14 protein-coding genes are annotated in these 17,116 nt (G+C 65.4%); 12 read left to right on the top strand and 2 right to left on the bottom strand.

Annotation, left to right across the window (positions count from 1 at the left end):
• Window positions 1-4: 4 nt before the first annotated feature.
• The 10 genes from ACQRA4_RS07120 (at window position 5) to flhA (ending at window position 11,681) form a co-directional block, all read left to right on the top strand.
• The gene (locus tag ACQRA4_RS07120) at window positions 5-880 is read left to right on the top strand and encodes a sulfotransferase family protein (protein ID WP_427822403.1); all 876 of its coding nucleotides are present in this window, start codon (window positions 5-7) and stop codon (window positions 878-880) included.
• On the top strand, window positions 877-1,659 hold the full coding sequence (gene cbiR, locus ACQRA4_RS07115) for a cobamide remodeling phosphodiesterase CbiR (protein WP_427822402.1): 783 nt from the start codon (window positions 877-879) through the stop codon (window positions 1,657-1,659). The genes ACQRA4_RS07120 and cbiR overlap by 4 nt, the downstream gene beginning before the upstream one ends.
• Before the next feature lie 33 nt (window positions 1,660-1,692).
• On the top strand, window positions 1,693-2,709 hold the full coding sequence (locus tag ACQRA4_RS07110; RefSeq protein ID WP_427822401.1) for a DHH family phosphoesterase: 1,017 nt from the start codon (window positions 1,693-1,695) through the stop codon (window positions 2,707-2,709).
• Window positions 2,710-3,057: 348 nt separating this feature from the next.
• Complete coding sequence (locus ACQRA4_RS07105) at window positions 3,058-3,855, top strand: 2-amino-3,7-dideoxy-D-threo-hept-6-ulosonate synthase (protein WP_427822400.1); 798 nt, start codon at window positions 3,058-3,060, stop codon at window positions 3,853-3,855.
• A 4-nt stretch (window positions 3,856-3,859) separates the two neighbouring features.
• A complete protein-coding gene (locus tag ACQRA4_RS07100; protein ID WP_427822399.1) occupies window positions 3,860-4,843 on the top strand; it encodes a 3-dehydroquinate synthase II family protein in 984 nt (327 codons plus the stop codon).
• A 3-nt stretch (window positions 4,844-4,846) separates the two neighbouring features.
• Window positions 4,847-6,085 (top strand): prephenate dehydratase, encoded by a 1,239-nt coding sequence (gene pheA, locus ACQRA4_RS07095; protein ID WP_427822398.1) that lies wholly within the window; start codon window positions 4,847-4,849, stop codon window positions 6,083-6,085.
• Between the two features lie 4 nt (window positions 6,086-6,089).
• Entirely contained in the window at window positions 6,090-7,511 is a 1,422-nt protein-coding gene (locus ACQRA4_RS07090; protein WP_427822397.1) for a 3-phosphoshikimate 1-carboxyvinyltransferase, read from the top strand.
• Window positions 7,508-8,302 (top strand): prephenate dehydrogenase/arogenate dehydrogenase family protein, encoded by a 795-nt coding sequence (locus tag ACQRA4_RS07085; RefSeq protein ID WP_427822396.1) that lies wholly within the window; start codon window positions 7,508-7,510, stop codon window positions 8,300-8,302. Before ACQRA4_RS07090 ends, ACQRA4_RS07085 begins: the two co-directional genes overlap by 4 nt.
• A 138-nt stretch (window positions 8,303-8,440) precedes the next feature.
• Entirely contained in the window at window positions 8,441-9,520 is a 1,080-nt protein-coding gene (flhB, locus tag ACQRA4_RS07080) for a flagellar biosynthesis protein FlhB (protein WP_427822395.1), read from the top strand.
• A 52-nt stretch (window positions 9,521-9,572) separates the two neighbouring features.
• Complete coding sequence (gene flhA, locus ACQRA4_RS07075) at window positions 9,573-11,681, top strand: flagellar biosynthesis protein FlhA (protein WP_427822394.1); 2,109 nt, start codon at window positions 9,573-9,575, stop codon at window positions 11,679-11,681.
• A gap of 143 nt (window positions 11,682-11,824) precedes the next feature.
• Here the strand turns inward: flhA and ACQRA4_RS07070 are convergent, their stop codons facing one another.
• Both ACQRA4_RS07070 and mtnA read right to left on the bottom strand, forming a co-directional pair.
• The gene (locus tag ACQRA4_RS07070) at window positions 11,825-13,744 is read right to left on the bottom strand and encodes a TIGR04326 family surface carbohydrate biosynthesis protein (RefSeq protein WP_427822393.1); all 1,920 of its coding nucleotides are present in this window, start codon (window positions 13,742-13,744) and stop codon (window positions 11,825-11,827) included.
• Window positions 13,741-14,787, bottom strand: a complete 1,047-nt coding sequence (mtnA, locus tag ACQRA4_RS07065; protein ID WP_427822392.1) for an S-methyl-5-thioribose-1-phosphate isomerase — start codon at window positions 14,785-14,787, stop codon at window positions 13,741-13,743. Before mtnA ends, ACQRA4_RS07070 begins: the two co-directional genes overlap by 4 nt.
• A 263-nt stretch (window positions 14,788-15,050) precedes the next feature.
• On the opposite strand from mtnA, the gene ACQRA4_RS07060 reads away from it, so the two are divergent.
• Both ACQRA4_RS07060 and ACQRA4_RS07055 read left to right on the top strand, forming a co-directional pair.
• The gene (locus ACQRA4_RS07060; protein WP_427822391.1) at window positions 15,051-16,103 is read left to right on the top strand and encodes a flagellar biosynthesis protein FlhF; all 1,053 of its coding nucleotides are present in this window, start codon (window positions 15,051-15,053) and stop codon (window positions 16,101-16,103) included.
• A gap of 179 nt (window positions 16,104-16,282) precedes the next feature.
• On the top strand, window positions 16,283-17,095 hold the full coding sequence (locus tag ACQRA4_RS07055) for a MinD/ParA family protein (RefSeq protein ID WP_427822390.1): 813 nt from the start codon (window positions 16,283-16,285) through the stop codon (window positions 17,093-17,095).
• Window positions 17,096-17,116: the final 21 nt, after the last annotated feature.

Raw genomic sequence — 17,116 nt, 5'->3', positions numbered from 1 at the left:
AAGCATGAATGCCGCCGCTCGTCTTGTACTGGTGCTGGGCATGCACCGCAGCGGCACCAGCGCCCTGGCCAGGGGCCTGCGGGTTCTGGGGGTTGCGCTGGGCAATGATCTGTTGCCCGCGCACCCCTGCAACCCCAAGGGCTTTTTTGAAGACGCCGGGCTTTACGCCTTCAACAAGGCCATGCTGGCCCGGCTGAATCTGACCTGGCAGAGCCAGGAATCGCCGGATGCGCGGACGCTGCGCGCTCTGGCGACCGGCCCGGTCGGCGTGGCGGCCCTGGATATGCTGTGCGCCAAAAGCGCCGACCATGCGGTTCTGGGCCTTAAAGACCCGCGCATGAGCCGTCTGCTGCCCTTCTGGCGGCCCGTGCTGGCCGCATCGGGGCTGCGCGCGCACTGCGCCGTCAGCCTGCGGCATCCTGAAAGCGTGGGCCTTTCCCTCCTCCAGCGGGATCATCTGGAGCCGGAAAGCGGCCATAGACTCTGGCTGACGCATATGCTGGACATTCTGGAAGGCAGCGCGGGCCTGCCGCGCCTGCTGACGGACTACGACCTGCTGCTGCGCGAGCCCGACCGTCAGCTGCGCCGCCTGGGGCGCTTTCTGCGCCTGCCGGTAAACACGGCGGAGCTGGACATTTTCGCCAACGATTTTCTGGATCAGAAACTCCGCCACCACCCGCCGCCGGACAGCAGGGGCGGGGAACAGCAAAAGGCCCCCTGGGCGGCCCTGGCCGCGCGCCTGTACACGGCCCTGCGCCCGGCGGCGGACGAAGCCGACGGGCAACGGCTGGACAGCCCGCGTCTGGCCCGCCTGACCGCAAACCTGCGGCGCGAAGCGGCGGCCATGGCGCATACGCTCCCGTCCGGAGCCCGCCCGTGAGCGCCCCGACCGGTGAGACCCCCCGCCATCCCCTGGCGGGCCGTCTGGCCGCGCCCTCCTTTGTGCTGCCCGGCACGCTGGCCGAAAACATGCGTTTTCTCAGCGGCAAGGTGGATGAAACGGCTCTCTGTCTTTTCGAGGCCCGACCCTGTCTGGCCTATGACGAAAAGGACATTGCGCCGGCTCTGGCCGACCTGCCGTTGCGCTGTCATGTGCATCTGCCAGTGGATCTGCCCTGGCCGACCGGCCATGCCGCGACGCCCGGGGCGGCGGTCGATCTGGCCCTGGCCGTCTGCGCCAAGGCGGTTCGCCTGAAGCCGGGCCTGGCCGTGCTGCATCCGCCTGAGGGCGCGCCGGCCCGCAAGCGCGCCCTGCTGCGCGCCTTCGCCTCACGCTGGCAGGCGCGCAGCCCTGTGCCGCTGCTGCTGGAAAATGTGGATTCCTGCGACGTGCTGGAATTGGGCGAGAGTTTTTTATCCGACCACGGGCTGGGGCTCTGTCTGGACGTGGGGCATCTCCTGGGCTACGCTCAGAAGCGGCTTCTGGATTCCGCATTGCCGGAAACGGCGGCTCTGGTTCACTGGAGCGCTCCCGGCAGGCGGGATGAACATCTTCCGCTGACGCGGTTCACCCCGTCGCAACGCCGCACGGCAACCGCCATCATGGCCCGGCTGCCGCGCTCCGCCGTGCATCTGGCGGAGATTTTTCACTGGCCGGGCGTGGCGGTTTCGCTGGCGGCGCTGGCGGCGCTGGCCCGCGCCGCCGACGCGCAGGCATAGCCGCCCCGACGGGGCAAGAGAGAAGGAGGGGGCATGCCGCCCAATGCCGAATATATCGCCGATTTCAAGCAATGGCGGCAAAATCTGGACAGGAATGAACGCTGGTGCATTGTCATCAACGCCGACCCGGACGCCCTGGCTTCGGCTGTGGCGCTCAAACGGCTCATGCTGCATAAGGTGCACAGCGTGGACATCATGCGCATCAACGAGGTGACCCGGCCGGACAACCTGGCCATGATCCGCTATCTGCGCATTCCGGCCAGACCCTGGCAGCCGGAAAAGGCGGCCGCCTACGACCACTTTGCCATGGTGGACTCGCAGCCTTCGCACAACCGGGCTTTCGCGGGCTTGCGCTTTGGCTGCGTCATTGACCACCATCCGCCCACGGACCTGGCGGCATCCCTCACCGAAGGGGCTTTCTGCCATATCCGCCCCGGCGTGGGCGCGACCAGCAGCATACTGACCCGCCTGCTCCAGGCCCTGCGCGTGCGGCCCGCCTCGCTGCTGGCGACGGCGCTGCTGTACGGCATCCGCACGGACACCGCGACATTCGAGCGTTCCGGCGGCGAAGAGGATCTGCGCGCCTACCAGTGGCTTTTCCGCCATGCGGACACAGGGCTTTTGCGCCGTATCAGCCGCAGCGAGTACCTGCGCGCGTGGCTGCCGCTCTTTTCACGCGCTTTCCGCTCTCTGGCCGACTGCCGGGGCGGCGGGGCGCATGCGGCCCTCGGCGAGGTCAACAGCGCCGACCTGCTGGTGGCTGTGGCCGATTTTTTCACCAAGGTGCACGGCCTCAGGTGGATTGCCGTGAGCGGCGTGCTGGATAAAACCGTCATTGTCATCTTTCGCGGCGACGGCGGCCGCCATATCGGCCGCCTGGCGGACGGCTGCTTTCATGACGTGGGCGTCGCCGGAGGGCACCGGGGCCTGGCCCGCGCGGAATTTCCCCTCAGCGCCGTGCCCGCGGGCGTCAAGCCCGCGGACTTTGTGCGCCAGCGCCTGGAAACGCGCAAACCCCGCCCCCGCTCCCCGCAGGAAGCGACAGCCTGACCATGTGAAAGGCCGCGGCGGGCTTTTTTTTTTCAAATTCCGCGGGATGAGAAAATTTCCGCAAATTTTTTGTTGACATCCGCCGGGGCTGGCGCTACTCAATATTTTCAATACGGAGTATCAACGTCATGTTTCACTTTGTTCCCGCCACCGCTTCCATGTGCGCCGCCGGCTTCAGCTGGTATTTTTTTGCGTACTTTACCGAAGCCTGTGGTCGGGAACTTCGCTGACGTTCGTTGTCCGCAAGTTCAAAGGGCCGCAGGCATACCGCCGGCGGCCCTTTTTTCGTTTCGGCCGCATGCGGATTGGCTGCAACTGGATCAGGCAGCAACCCAAAAGGAGTTCACCATGTACCTCGGCAAAAAAGTCCGTCTGGAACGCATCTTCAACCGCGAAAACGGCCGCACCATCATTGTGCCCATGGATCACGGCGTCACCCTTGGCGCTGTGGAAGGTCTGGTGGACATGCGCGAAACCGTCAACGACATGGCCGAGGGCGGCGCGGACGCGGTGCTCATGCACAAGGGCCTGGTGCGTTGTTCCCACCGCAACGCGGGCAAGGATGTGGGCCTTATCGTGCATCTTTCCGCTTCCACGGCCCTTTCGCCCTGCGGCAACACCAAAACCCTGGTGGGCACGGTGGAGGAAGGCATCAAGCACGGCGCGGACTGCGTTTCCGTGCACATCAACCTGGGCGACCCCAACGAACGCCTGATGCTGGCCGATCTGGGCCGGGTGGCCGAAGCCTGCGACAACTGGCATATGCCCCTGCTGGCCATGGTCTACGCGCGCGGCCCGCAGGTGAAAAACGGCTATGATCCCGCCGTGGTGGCCCATTGCGCCCGCGTGGGCGTGGAGCTGGGCGCGGATATCGTGAAAGTGCCCTACACCGGCGACATTGAAAGCTTCTCCGATGTGGTGTCGGCCTGTTGCGTGCCTGTGGTCATCGCGGGCGGCGAGCGCATGGAGTCCACCCGTCAGATTCTGGAAATGGTTCATGACTCCCTCAAGGCGGGCGGCGCGGGCATTTCCGTGGGCCGCAACGTCTTCCAGCACCCCAACCGCGTCGCTCTGGTAAAGGCCCTGCGCGGCATCGTGCACGAGGGCGCTTCCGTTGATCAGGCCATGCTGATTGTGGGAGAGTAAGGCCATGTCCCGCATCTATTTTCGTTGCGTTCCCTTTGACAAGGGTCAGGTCACTCTGGCGCTGGAATCGGGCGTGGATGGCGTGATTGTGCCGCGCGCGCGGGTGGAGCAGGTGGCCGGGCTCTCGCGTTGCCCGGTCTGGGCCGACGAGGATGTGGCCGTGGCGGCGCTCACGGCCAAGGCCGACGAGGAAGCCGCGCTGGCCCGCCTCAAGAACGGCGAGCGCGTGGCCCTGGCCCGCGGCTGGGAGGTCATTCCGGTGGAGAACCTGCTGGCCCAGAGCGACGCTGTGCTGGCCGAGGCCGGAACTCTGGATGAAGCCCGCCTGGCCGCCGGGATTCTCGAACGCGGCGTGGACGGCATTGTGGTTCTGCCCGAAGCCGTGGGCGAACTCAAGGCCATCGTGGCCCAGTGCAAGCTCTCCCAGGGGCGCGAGCATCTGCTCCCCGGCGTGATCACCCGTGTGGAGCCTGTGGGTCTGGGGCACCGCGTCTGCGCCGACACGCTCTCGCTGCTGCGCCGGGGCCAGGGCATGCTGGTGGGCAATTCCAGCGCCTTCACCTTTCTGGTGCACGCCGAAACCGAGCACAATGAATATGTGGCCGCTCGGCCCTTCCGGGTCAACGCCGGGGCCGTGCACGCCTACACGCGCCTGCCCCGCGACAGAACCACCTATCTGGGCGAGCTGCGCGCCGGGCAGGAGGTACTCATCGTGGGCGCGGACGGCGAAACCGGCGTGGCCACGCTGGGCCGCGTCAAGATAGAAGTGCGTCCCATGCTGCTGATCGAGGCCCGGGTGGAGAGCGAAGACGGCCCCAAAACGGGCGCGGTTTTCCTTCAGAACGCCGAAACCATCCGGCTGACCGCGCCGGACGGCACGCCGCTGAGCGTGGTGGGCCTCAAGCCCGGCGATACGGTGCTCTGCCGCGTCGACGAGGCGGGACGCCATTTCGGCATGCGTGTGCGCGAAGAAATCCAGGAGGTTTAGGGCATGGACGACGCCAAATCACACTGGCCCCAGGGCCGGGATCGGCAGGACAGCGCGCGGGCGGGCAGGGCCGCGGGCGGTTCGCAACGTCTGGCCGCCATCCGCGGAGAAATCGACACGGTGGATCAGGAGCTGCTTCGCCTTTTCAACCGTCGCGCGGAACTGAGCGTGGAGGTGGGGCGCATCAAGGCCACGGAGCCAGGCATCATCTTCAAGCCCATGCGTGAGCGCGAGGTGCTGGACGGCCTGGCCGCCCAAAACCCCGGCCCCCTGCCGGAAGAACACCTCAGGGCCATCTGGCGCGAGATATTTTCCTCCTCGCGCGCCCTGCAACGACCGCAGAACGTGGCCTATCTCGGCCCGGAAGGCACCTTTTCCTATTTCGCGGGTGTGGAGTATCTCGGCCATGCGGCCAGCTTTCACCCCTGCGGAGACATCGCCCAGATTTTTGAAGAGGTCTGTTCCGGCCAGTGCGAACTGGGCGTGGTGCCTCTGGAAAACTCCCTCCAAGGTACGGTGGGCGTGAGTTTTGATCTTTTTCTCAAGCACGAGGTCTTCATTCAGGCCGAACTTTTTTCGCGCATTTCGCACTGCCTGTTGAGCAACGCGTCCTCCCTGGCCGCCGTGCGCACGGTGTATTCCCACCCGCAGCCCCTGGCCCAGTGCGGCGGCTGGCTGCGCACGCGCCTGCCCGGCGCGGCCCTGATTCCCGTGGAGTCCACGGCGGCGGCGGCCCAGCGCGCCGCCGTTCAGCCGGACGCGGCGGCCATCGGCCACGGCAAGCTGGCCGACATGCTCGGTCTGGGCATGCTGGCCCGGCGCATTGAAGACGAAAGCGGCAACTGGACGCGCTTTGTGATCATTGGCCCCAAATCGGCCCAGCCCCCCCGCGGCGCTGAGCCCCGGCCCACGCCCGGCGGGCACAACGGCGCGGACAAGACATCCCTGCTCTTCACCCTGCCGGACAAGGCCGGCGCTCTTTCCGCAGTGCTGGACCTGCTGGCCGGGCACGACATCAACATGCGCAAGCTCGAATCCCGCCCCCTGCGCGGCCAGTGCTGGCGTTACGTCTTCTTCGCGGATGTGGAAAGCAATCTGGAAAACCCGCGCTACGCGGCATTGCTGGAACAGTTGCGCAATGTCTGCACCAGTTTTCGCATTCTGGGCAGCTATCCCACCGGCCCGCAACTGGACCGCATGGGCCTCAGCGGGGACGACGCCTCCGACGAACAAGGGATATAAGACCATGCTTCAGAACACAGAACACACTTCGGCGGTCACGGTTACAGCCCCGCCTTCCAAATCCCTGTCCCACCGCTATCTGATCGGCGCGGCCCTGGCCGGGGGCGCATCCACAGTGCGCCATGTTCTGGAAAGCGCGGACCTGGAGTGCACCAGGGCCATCCTCGCAAGCGCGGGCGCGCGCCTGGAACCGCTGGAAACCTCCCGCGACGGGGCCGGCGCCTGGCGGGTTCACGGCCTCGGCGGCGCGCCGCGCGGCGGTCAGGGGCGGCCCCTGTCCTGCGACGTGCGCGAATCCGGCACAACCTGCCGCCTGCTCACGGCCGTGCTGGCCGCCGGGGAGGGCCTGTTCCGCATTCATGGCGCGGAGCGCATGCATGAGCGCCCCATCGGCGAACTCGCCGAAGCCCTGACCACACTGGGCGCGGGCGTGGTCTTTGAGGGCGCGCCGGGCTGCCCGCCCCTGCGGCTTCAGGCCCACGGCCTGAACCCGGCCCTGGCCGGAGACGGCGGCGTGCTCCGGCTGGGCATGGATGTTTCCAGCCAGTATTTCTCCGGCCTGTTGCTGGCCGCGCCGCTCTGCCCCGCGCCGCTTTGCGTGGAGCTGGCCGGGCGCAAGGCCGTGTCCTGGCCCTATGTGGGTCTGACCCTGCAATGCCTGACGGATTTTGGCGTCCACTTCGGCGTGGAGACGCGCAAACATGCGGAGGCCCCCTGGCATCCCCTGCCGGAAGGGGCCTGGCGCGACCTGGATGAAGCCCGCCCCGCCTGCCTGCGCATTCAGGTGCGGCCCGGCGCGTACCAAAGCGGCGACTATACGGTGGAGGGCGACTGGTCCGGCGCGTCCTACTTTCTGGCCGCCGGAGCGCTGGGCCGCCGCCCCGTGCGCGTGGAGGGCCTGCGGGCTGACTCCCTTCAGGGAGACCGGGCCATGCTGGACATCCTTCGCAAGATGGGCGCGCGCGTGGAGGCGGATGCCGAAGCCGTCACAGTGTACCCCTCGGCCCTGCACGGCGTGGCTCTGGATATGGGCTCCTGCCCGGATCTGGTTCCCACGGTGGCGGTGCTGGCCGCCTTTGCCCAGGGCTCGACGCGCATCAGCAATGTGGCCCATCTGCGCGTGAAGGAATCGAACCGGATCAGCGCCCCGGCCGAAGAACTGGCCAAAACCGGCGTCACCGTGGATCAGCTTTCGGACGGCATGCTGGTCAGCGGCCTGGCCGGGCGCGGCTGCGGCAGGCAAAACGCGCCGCGTCTGCCCGAAGGGCTGAACCTCTGCGCGCACAATGACCACCGCATGGCCATGTCCCTGGCGCTGCTGGCCCTGCAGGAACCCGGCCTGCGCATGGAGACCCGCCTGGACGACCCCATGGTGGTGCGCAAATCCTTCCCGCAATTCTGGGAAGTCTGGAGCCGCCTGCAATGAACGCCCTTTCCCATTCTTCCCGCGTGCCCGCCAAAACCGCGCTGATCGGCGCGGGCGGGCGCATGGGGGCCATGCTGTGCGCCAGAGCCGCCGCCGCCGGCCTGACGGTGGCCGGGGCGGATCAGCCCCTGACCCCGGAATGTCTGGACGCGGCCTGCCTGAATGCGGAGCTGGCCCTGCTCTGCGTGCCCGCCGCCGTGTTCGGCGAGGTTGCGCGGCGGGTAAGCCCGCATCTGCCGCCCACGGCGGTGCTGGCCGACATCACTTCCGTCAAGGAGCAACCCCTGCGCCAGATGGAAAAAGCCTGGCCCGGCCCGGTGGTGGGCGCCCACCCCCTGTTCGGTCCCAACCCCGGCCAGGAGGCGGATCTGCCTGTGGCCGTGACCCCCGGCCATAACGCCACGGAAGAGCATCTGCGTCTGACCGAGGGCTTTTTTACCGCCCTGGGCTGCCGCACCTTCCGCACCACGGCTGAAAAGCACGACCAGGCCATGGCCCGCATTCAGAACATGAATTTCATCACCAACCTGGCCTACTTCGCCCTGCTGGCCGGGCAGGAGGATCTGCTGCCCTTCCTCACGCCCTCGTTCCGCCGACGCCAGAACGCGGCGCGCAAAATGCTTACCGAGGATGCCCGGCTCTTCGCCGGTCTGTTCGAGGCCAACCCGCACAGCCACGAAGCCGTGCGCCAGTACCGCCAGATGCTCAATCTGGCCGCCGCCGGCGATATTGACCTGCTCTGCCGCCGCGCCCAATGGTGGTGGGGGGACGACACGGGCGGCGAAAGCTGACGCGGCCCGGCTTTTGACGCCGCGCCGGAGGGCAGGGCCCGCGGCCGAAACACAGGCAACACAAAAGGGGCACGCTTTTTGCTGCCTTCCCGCTGATCGCCAAAATCGCAACAGCGGAAAGCGCCGAGGGCAAGCCTTATGTTCGGCAAACAGCAAGACCCCAGCAGAACGGAAGAAGCCACCCCGAAACGCAGAAACAAACAGCGTCAGGAAGGCAACGTCCCCAAATCCCAGGAACTGGGCAAAGCCGTCAGCCTCACGGGCGGGCTCATCGCCCTCTATGTCTGGCTGGGCCCCATGTCCGAGGGCATCAAGGGCCTTTTCCGGCGCTTTCTGACCCATTCCTGGGAATTTGACCCCAACCCCCAAAATGTCTATAGCCTGAGCATTGAGCTGACCCTGGAACTGTGCGTGCTCATTCTGCCCATCCTGCTTTTTCTGGCCTTTCTGGCGGCTCTGGCCCAGCGCATTCAGGTGGGCAAGCTCTGGACGACCAAGATTTTCAAGCCCAAATGGCAGCGCTTCAACGTGCTCAAGGGGTTGAAGCAGATGATGTTTTCTCCCCAGACGGTTCTGCGCACCATCAAGAGCCTGCTGTTTTCCATTATTCTTTCCCTGATTCCAGGCTATCTTATCTATCAGGAATATCAGAATTTTCTGCCCATGTATTACGCCACGGCCGAGGGCGTGGCCGCCTACATGCTCCAGATGGGCCTCAAGCTGGCCTACTATGCCTTGCTGCCCATTCTGGCCATCACGGCTTTTGACGTCTGGCAGTCGCGCTATGCCTACAAGGAAGGCATGAAAATGACCAAGGACGAAGTGAAGGACGAACGCAAGCAGGCTGACGGCGACCCGGTCGTCAAGGGGCAGCAGCGCCGCAAAATGATGGAAGTGGTCATGAAACGCATGATGCAGGATGTGCCCAAGGCCGACGTGGTGGTGACCAACCCCACCCATATCGCCGTGGCCCTGCGTTACAACGCGCAGGAGGCCGCCGCCCCGGTGGTGCTGGCCAAGGGCGCGGACCATCTGGCGGAGAAAATCAAGGCCGTGGCCCGCGAACACAATGTGCCCATCCGTGAAAACGTGCCCTTGGCACGCGCTTTGTATAAGGCGGTGGAAGTGGGCGACATGATTCCCGAAGAGCTGTACAAGGCGGTGGCCGCATTGCTGGCCAGCATCTGGAAACTCAAGCCCGGCGCGCGGCAGAACTAGACATTTTCCCCAGGGCGGCCCCGCCCGCAGCACAGAATGAGGTGTCAGAAAAATGGCGACAACCGGACTTCCGCAAATGGATTACAGCCGTTTCTCCAAACACGGCGAACTGATGCTGGCGGCAGGCGTGGTGGTGATCCTTTTTGTCATGCTGGTGCCTCTGCCCACCTTCTTTCTGGATATCATGCTCTGCGTGAGCATTTCCATCTCCTTGCTGGTGCTGGTCACCACCATGTTCATGAACTCGCCGCTGGAGTTCACCATCTTTCCTTCCCTGCTGCTGGTGACCACCCTGCTGCGTCTGGCCCTGAACGTGGCTTCAACCCGCCTGATTCTGCTCAACGGCGACATGGGCGCGGAAGCCGCGGGCAGCGTCATCCGCTCGTTCGGCGAATTTGTGGTGGGCGGCAGCTATGTGGTGGGCGGCGTCATTTTCATGATCATGTTCATTCTGAACAAAACCGTCATCACTTCGGGCACCACGCGCATCGCCGAGGTGGCCGCGCGCTTCACTCTGGACGCCATGCCCGGCAAGCAGATGGCCATTGAGGCCGACCTCAACGCCGGGCTTATTGATGAGGAGGAGGCCAACAACCGCCGCCACGCCCTGCGCAAAGAGGCCGACTTTTACGGCGCCATGGACGGCGCGTGCAAATTTGTGTCGGGCGACGTGAACGCCGGCATGCTGATCACCATGGTCAACCTTGTCGGCGGCATCATCATCGGCGTGGTTCAGAAAGACATGGACTGGAACACCGCCCTGACCACCTATTCCCTGCTGACCATCGGCGACGGTCTGGTGTCCACCATTCCGTCCATCATCGTTTCCACGGGCACGGGCCTGCTGGTTTCGCGCGCCGCCTCGGAAGCCAAGATGGGCGAGGAATTTCTGGCCCAGCTCACCTTCAACAGCCACGCTCTGAAGATGGTTTCCGCCGTGCTGCTGATTTTCGCTCTGGTGCCCGGCCTGCCCGCCATCCCCTTCATGGCGCTTTCCGTCCTGCTTTTCCTGGTGTCGCGCCTGAGCGCCAGAAACGAGGAAGAAGAGGAAAAGAGCGGCAAAAAGAACGCCAAGGGCAAGAGTTCGGGCAAAGCGCCGGCCACGGCGGACACCCCCGAAGAAGTGCAGGCCCTGCTGCCGCTGGACACCCTGGAACTGGAAGTGGGCTATGGCCTGATCCCCCTGGTGGACGAGGAACAGAGCGGCAACCTGCTGGCGCGCATTCGCTCCATCCGGCGGCAGTTCGCTCTGGATATGGGCGTGGTCATTCCCTCCCTGCACCTGCGCGACAACCTGCAACTGAAACCCGGCCAGTACTCTCTGCTGATCAAGGGCAATCAGGTGGCCTCGGCGGAAATTCTGGTGGATCACTTCCTGGCCATGGACCCCGGCAACGTGACCACGCGCATCAACGGCATCGAAACCCGCGAGCCCGCCTTCAACCTGCCCGCGCTCTGGATTCCGGACAGCCAGCGCGAGGAAGCCATGCTGGCAGGCTATACGGTGGTGGACCCGGCCACGGTCATTGCCACCCACCTGACCGAAGTGTTCAAGCGCCATCTGGCCGACTTTCTGGACCGTCAGGCCGTCCAGGGCCTGCTGGACACCGTGGCCAGGCATTCGCCCAAGGCCGTGGAAGACCTGGTGCCCGGTGCCATCTCTCTGGGCGGCGTGCAGAAAGTTCTGCAACTGCTGGTGCGCGAAAACGTCAGCATCCGCGACATGCTGACCATTGTGGAAACCCTGGGCGACTTTGGCGGCAGCGTCAAAAATCCGGACATGCTGGCCGAATATGTGCGCGAAAAACTCTCCCGCTCCATTGTGCGGCCCTATCTGGACAGTCAGGGCGTGCTGCCCGTGCTGACCCTCAACGGCAACGCCGAGCGCATGGTGCAGGAGAGCATTCGCCAGACCGACAACGGCGCCGCCTTCCTTTCCCTCAATCCGGCGGTGGCCCAGCGTTTGATGCAAAACATCAACGCCGCCGTGGAAAATGCCGTGAACACCGACGGCCAGCCCGTCATTCTGGCCAGCCCCGTTGTCCGGCCCCATCTGGCGCAGCTGATCACCCGCTTTCTGCCCACGGTTCCCGTGATTTCACAGGCGGAAATTCCCTCGGACATCCGCCTTCAGTCCGTGGGCACGGTCAGCGCGGAATAGGCTCCAGCGACAGAAATGCGGCCCGTCCTTCCGCTTGCGCGGAAGGACGGGCCAAGAGGCGCCGAAAGCAGGCAACCGCTCATTGCCGCATGCAGAAAACGGCCGCTTGCGCGTTTCGACATGGCCGGGCTGACCCCGCCCGCCTACAGGCCCAGCAGACGCCGCCAGCGCGGCAGGGCCGCATCCAGGTTCAGATAGTCGGCGGGCAGCCTGAGCGGCGCGGCCGTGGACAAAGCCAGACGCACATCCTCCAGGGAGCCGGTGCGCAACAGCCCCGGCGCATCCTGTATGGGGCAGAGGTCAAAATCATCGTCAGGCAGCATGACCATGACCGGCAGGCCCTTGAGCGCCGCGTCCAGAGCCGCGGTGGTGGAATTGGAGGCCCAGACCAGCACGCCGGGCCGCAGCTCGTCGGCAATGGGGCCATCCGCCAGGCGGACATCGCGCATGCGTCGCCCCAGAAGCGCGCGCAGCCGCTCGGCCACCGGCAGATAGGGATGAGGCTTGACTGCCAGTTCCCAGCCGTCCAGCAGCCCGGCATGCGCGGCGCGCGCCAGCAGGGCCAGATGCGCCTCGGTTTCGTCACTGAAAAAACTGGTCAGAACCAGCAGCCGTCTGGCGGGCGTGGCGGTCGCGCTTTCGCTCCGCCCCGGCGCTCCGGCCAGGTAGAGATAACGCAGGGCCTCCACTTCGCCCAGACGTTCGGGCGGCATGCCCGCCTCCAGCCATTGCCGGCAGGCGGAGCCGCCGTTTCCCCGCACGACGTCAGGCTGGAAGAGCGCGCAATCCCGCGCGCCGAACGTGCGCGGATCATCAAAATAGCGAAAATCCGTGGGACGGATGGTGGAATGCTGCGCGCCGATCACCGGCCCGCCGTTCGGGCCGTGCGCCTCGCGCATGGCCTGGGTCAGCATGCGCTCCCAGGGGCAGTTTTCCAGCGGGAACAGCGTCCAGCGCTGCGCCCCGGCCCAACGCGCATAGCGACGGAAGGCCCGATCCTGCAGGCAGCGTTCCAGCCCGCGCCAGCCCCGGAAAGATTCAACCCAGTCCGCTTTGGCGCAGGCCCAGAAATTGAGCCGTGAACCGGCGAAATGAAAGGCCGGCCGCACATGTTTTTCCAGACGCAGGCTGCTCCAGCAAAGGCGCAGATAGCGCCACAGCGCCGCCCAGAGATCGCGATGGCGCAGAAATTCCTCCAGATAATGAAAGGAAAGACCGTCCAGACCTTCCCCGCGAAAGCGGTCGCGCAGCTCGCGGCATTGGGCGAAACTGAGCTGGGGCGCGGGGAAACGGATGAACAGCCAGTGCACGAACTGCCCCCCCTCGCGCCGCGCCCGCTCATTCAGCGCGTCGTGCAGCGTCTCCCAGTAGCGGGAGCGAAAACGGCCTTCAGCGGCGGCCCGCATGTCCACATTGGGAAAATAGGTGGCAATGGTGGCGGCCCGCCGGCCTGTGGCGGGCGCGGGCAGGCTGTCCGCCCGCCTGCGAAGGCCGGGCAGCCCGCGTCGGACGCTCCACCACCAGTGCGCGTAGCGAGCCGCCGCGCGCAAAGGCGCGGGGCAGGCGTTGTACAGCCGCCGCAGCAGGCTTTGCGCGCGCGCCATGCGCGGCCCCGGCTCATGAAACGCCACAAACGGACGGCCCGAAGCGGCGCAGAAATCCGCCAGGCTGCGGCGCAAGACGCCGTCGCCGCCGCAAAGACGCAGAGCCGTGAAGCCCTGCTCGTCCATAAGGCGTTCCAGGGCGCGCAATTTGTAGATGACGTGGAGGCCGGGGGTCATCTTGGGATGGCGCTCGTACAGCAGAGAGCACCACCACATGGACAGGCTTGCCCCGGCCTTGAGCCTGGCCTGCGTTTCCTTGCGGCCCACGGGCAGACGGCCCAGATCATAGGCCCAGGCCATATGCTCGGCGCGGATGGTCACGAGATCGGCATGCAGGCGCGCGGAGAGGGAAATGCGGCCTTCCGGCGCTTCCCAGGCGCTCCAGTGGGCTATGACCTGTTTCGGCGAGAGGGCGGCGGGCTCTCTGGCCGGCTCCACCAGCAGGACAAGCTCTTTCACTGACGCGCCCCCGCCAGAGCGGCCCTGATGGCCGGGCCGTACGGCGGCCGCAGCACGCCCGCCTCGGTGACAATGCCGCTGATCAACGCCGCCGGGGTCACGTCAAAGGCAAAATTGTACACCGGCACACCCGCGGGCGTTACGCGCCGTCCGCCCATGTGGGTCACTTCGTCGGTCGGGCGCTCCTCAATGGGAATGGCCGCGCCGTCACTGGTCTGGGGGTCAATGGTCGAAAGCGGCGCGGCCACATAAAAGGGAATGCCGAAATGTCGCGCCAGCAGGGCCACGCCGAACGTGCCGATCTTGTTGGCCGCGTCGCCGTTGGCCGCGATGCGGTCCGCGCCCACCACCACGCGCTGGATGAGGCCCTTTTGCATCAGCAGGGCGCAGGCATTGTCGCAGGCCACACTGACCGGAATGCCGTCCCGTTGCAGTTCCCAGGCCGTGAGACGCGCGCCCTGCAAAAAGGGCCGGGTTTCGTCGGCAATGACGCGGATGCGCTTGCCCCGCTCCACCGCCGCGCGAATCACGCCCAGAGCCGTGCCGTAGCCCGCCGTGGCCAGCGCGCCCGCATTGCAGTGGGTGAGCACCGTGTCCCCGTCTTCCAGACAGGCCGCGCCGAAACTTCCCAAAGCCTTGCAAACGGCCACATCCTCATCCTGCATGGTTCGGGCCTCGCGCAAAAAAAGCTCCAGCAGGGCGGGGCGACGCACATTCCCGGCGGCGCGCCAGCGGGCGCGCATGCGCTCCACGGCCCAGCGCAGATTGACCGCCGTGGGCCTGGCCCGCGCCATATCCTCCAGCGCGGCGCTCAGACGCTCTTGCCAGCCCGCGCCGTCACCGGCCACAGCCACGGCCAGGGCGCAGCCCCAGGCGGCGGTGACGCCAATGGCGGGCGCGCCGCGCACCACCATGTCTTGCAGCGCCGTAATGACCTCCGTGGGCGTTCGACAGACAAAATCAGCCTCTTCCTCGGGCAGCAGGCGTTGATCCAGCAAATGCAGCTCAAGCGCGTCACGGTCAAAACGAATGTGCTCGTTCATGTTCGCTCCTTGCCTTCTGCCATACACGACAACAGGCCCGTTGGCAAAAGCGCCGGCATGGCCGCTGGACAGCGCCGCGCGCCCGGCATAACATATGCCCGCGCGCGGGCCTGACGGCTGTGGGCCATCCATGCAACGCATTTCAGCCTTGGCGATGGAATGCGTTTTTATTTTGGCCCTTATTTTGCATTATTCTTTTTGCCGTCAGACAAACGTCATGACGGCGACGACCGGCGGCATGCCGCGCGGCAAAGGAACGGACCATGCAGGTAAAAACATTCACCGGCGCCACATCACAAGAGGTTCTTGCCCAGGTCAAAGCTGAAATGGGCCCTGAGGCCGTCATTCTGGGCAACCGCACCTACCGCAGAAACGGCGTGGTCCAGCATGAAATCACCGCCGGGCTTGAGCGGCAGACCACGAGTGAGGCCGCTTCGGGCGCGCCCAGCGGCTGGGGCGAATGGCATAAGGAGTGGATGCAGATCAAGGATCAGCTTTTCGCCCTGATGAAGCCCGCCATACAGCTGGAGCGCCTCACCCCCCGGCAGCGCGTGGCCCTGGAATACCTGCAGCGGGAGGGCGTTTCCGACGCCGTGGCCGTGGATCTGTACAAGCGCCTGCTGGCCGAACCTGGCGCTTCGGTGCTGGAATGCCTGTGCGGCATGGTGCCGGTCAAGGCCTGGGGCCCGGCGCAGTGGAGCCAGCGCCTGCATCTGATGGTGGGGCCTTTTGGTTTCGGCAAAACCACCACGGCGCTCCGCTTCGCCCTGCATCTGCGCAAGAGCGAACCGGAGGCGCGCATCGCCTTTATCAACGCCGACTGTCTGCGCGGCAACGGCCGCCTGACCCTGCGCCACTGGGCCGAGCTTTCCAATTTCGTCTATCTGGAAGCTTCCGACAGAGCCGGCATGGAACGCGCCCTGGCGGCCGCCAGGGACGCGCGCGCCGTGTTTGTGGATGTGCCGGGCCTGTCGCGCGGGCAAAATCTCGACCAATGGCGGACGGAAATGGGACTGGACGCGTCTGGTCTGAAGGAGGAGGCCGCCACGCATTTGACGCTTTCGCCTTTTTGCAGCGCCCTCCAGACGCGGGAATTTTTGCAGCGCTATCGGAGCGGGGGGCCGGGCAGTCTGGTCTGGACCAAGCTGGACGAGGCCGTGAGCTTCGGCAGCATCGTCAACGTGGCCTGCGTGGCCGGGTTGCCGGTTTCAGCGCTGTCGTTCGGCGCGGAACTCAAGGAAAGCCTCGCCCCGGCCACGGAACCGCTGATCTGGCGGCTGATTTTCAAACGTCAGATTCCCGGCCAGGCGGCCTGAGCGCCCTGATTCAGAGCCCATGCGTGTTACAGTGACGGTGAAGTTGAAACGCGTCCACTTTGGCGCTTAACAAGGCAAGCGAATTGCGCGGTCTTCGTGGCTGGCGGCTGTTCCCGCAGCCGCCGGGGCAAATTCAAAACATATTTGCCCGACCCATACAAACAATGCGGAGCAGACAGATGAGCGGCACATTTCCACTGGTATTTTCCGTCACTTCCGGCAAGGGCGGCGTCGGCAAAACCAATCTTTCGGTCAATCTGGCGCTCTGCCTGGCCCGGCTCAACAAGCGGGTGACCCTGATCGACGCCGACCTGGGTCTTGCCAACGTGGACGTGCTGCTGGGCCTGACCCCGCAGAAGAACCTCTTTCACCTTTTCCACGAAGGCGCGTCCCTGCGGGACATCCTCTTCCCCACGCCATACGGCTTTGACATTCTCCCGGCCTCGTCCGGCATGAGCGAAATGCTCACCCTCTCCACCGGTCAGAAGCTGGAACTGCTGGAAGCCGTGGACGAACTGGAAGACGAGCTGGATTACCTTATTGTGGATACCGGCGCGGGCATCAGCGACAATGTGCTCTATTTCAACATGGCCGCCCAGGAACGCCTGGTGGTGCTCACCCCCGAACCCACCTCGCTGACCGACGCCTACGCCTTGATCAAGGTGCTCAAGCTCACCCACGGAGTGGAGCATTTCAAGGTCTGCGTCAATATGGCGCCGGACATCACCACCGCCAGGGATATGTTTATCCGCCTGCATCAGGCCTGTGACCATTTTCTCAGCGGCGTCTCCCTGGATCTGGTGGGCGTGGTTCCGCGCGACACGGGCGTGCGCAAGGCCGTGGTGCGGCAACTGCCCTTCTGCGAGAGCGACCCCCAAAGCCCGGCCGCCAGGGCCACAATGCAGCTGGCCCAAACTATCGCCGCCTGGGAGGTTCCGAAAAATCTGGACGGCAACATCAAATTTTTCTGGAAAAAATTGCTGTTTCGTTAACGGAACAGAACTTGCATAAAT

Source organism: Desulfovibrio sp. SGI.169 (assembly GCF_050313595.1).
In the GTDB taxonomy this organism is placed as follows: Bacteria; Desulfobacterota; Desulfovibrionia; order Desulfovibrionales; family Desulfovibrionaceae; genus Desulfovibrio.
The sequence above is the reverse complement of the archived record's forward strand: the minus strand, read 5'-3'. Positions and strand labels throughout refer to the sequence as shown.

What these genes read in the sequence shown, in the direction of transcription:
- ACQRA4_RS07120 (WP_427822403.1), top strand. Translation starts at nt 5, where the DNA reads ATGAATGCCGCCGCTCGTCTTGTACTGGTGCTGGGCATGCACCGCAGC.
- ACQRA4_RS07110 (WP_427822401.1), top strand. Translation starts at nt 1,693, where the DNA reads ATGCCGCCCAATGCCGAATATATCGCCGATTTCAAGCAATGGCGGCAA.
- ACQRA4_RS07105 (WP_427822400.1), top strand. Translation starts at nt 3,058, where the DNA reads ATGTACCTCGGCAAAAAAGTCCGTCTGGAACGCATCTTCAACCGCGAA.
- ACQRA4_RS07100 (WP_427822399.1), top strand. Translation starts at nt 3,860, where the DNA reads ATGTCCCGCATCTATTTTCGTTGCGTTCCCTTTGACAAGGGTCAGGTC.
- pheA (WP_427822398.1), top strand. Translation starts at nt 4,847, where the DNA reads ATGGACGACGCCAAATCACACTGGCCCCAGGGCCGGGATCGGCAGGAC.
- ACQRA4_RS07090 (WP_427822397.1), top strand. Translation starts at nt 6,090, where the DNA reads ATGCTTCAGAACACAGAACACACTTCGGCGGTCACGGTTACAGCCCCG.
- ACQRA4_RS07085 (WP_427822396.1), top strand. Translation starts at nt 7,508, where the DNA reads ATGAACGCCCTTTCCCATTCTTCCCGCGTGCCCGCCAAAACCGCGCTG.
- flhB (WP_427822395.1), top strand. Translation starts at nt 8,441, where the DNA reads ATGTTCGGCAAACAGCAAGACCCCAGCAGAACGGAAGAAGCCACCCCG.
- flhA (WP_427822394.1), top strand. Translation starts at nt 9,573, where the DNA reads ATGGCGACAACCGGACTTCCGCAAATGGATTACAGCCGTTTCTCCAAA.
- mtnA (WP_427822392.1), bottom strand. Translation starts at nt 14,787, where the DNA reads ATGAACGAGCACATTCGTTTTGACCGTGACGCGCTTGAGCTGCATTTG.
- ACQRA4_RS07060 (WP_427822391.1), top strand. Translation starts at nt 15,051, where the DNA reads ATGCAGGTAAAAACATTCACCGGCGCCACATCACAAGAGGTTCTTGCC.
- ACQRA4_RS07055 (WP_427822390.1), top strand. Translation starts at nt 16,283, where the DNA reads ATGAGCGGCACATTTCCACTGGTATTTTCCGTCACTTCCGGCAAGGGC.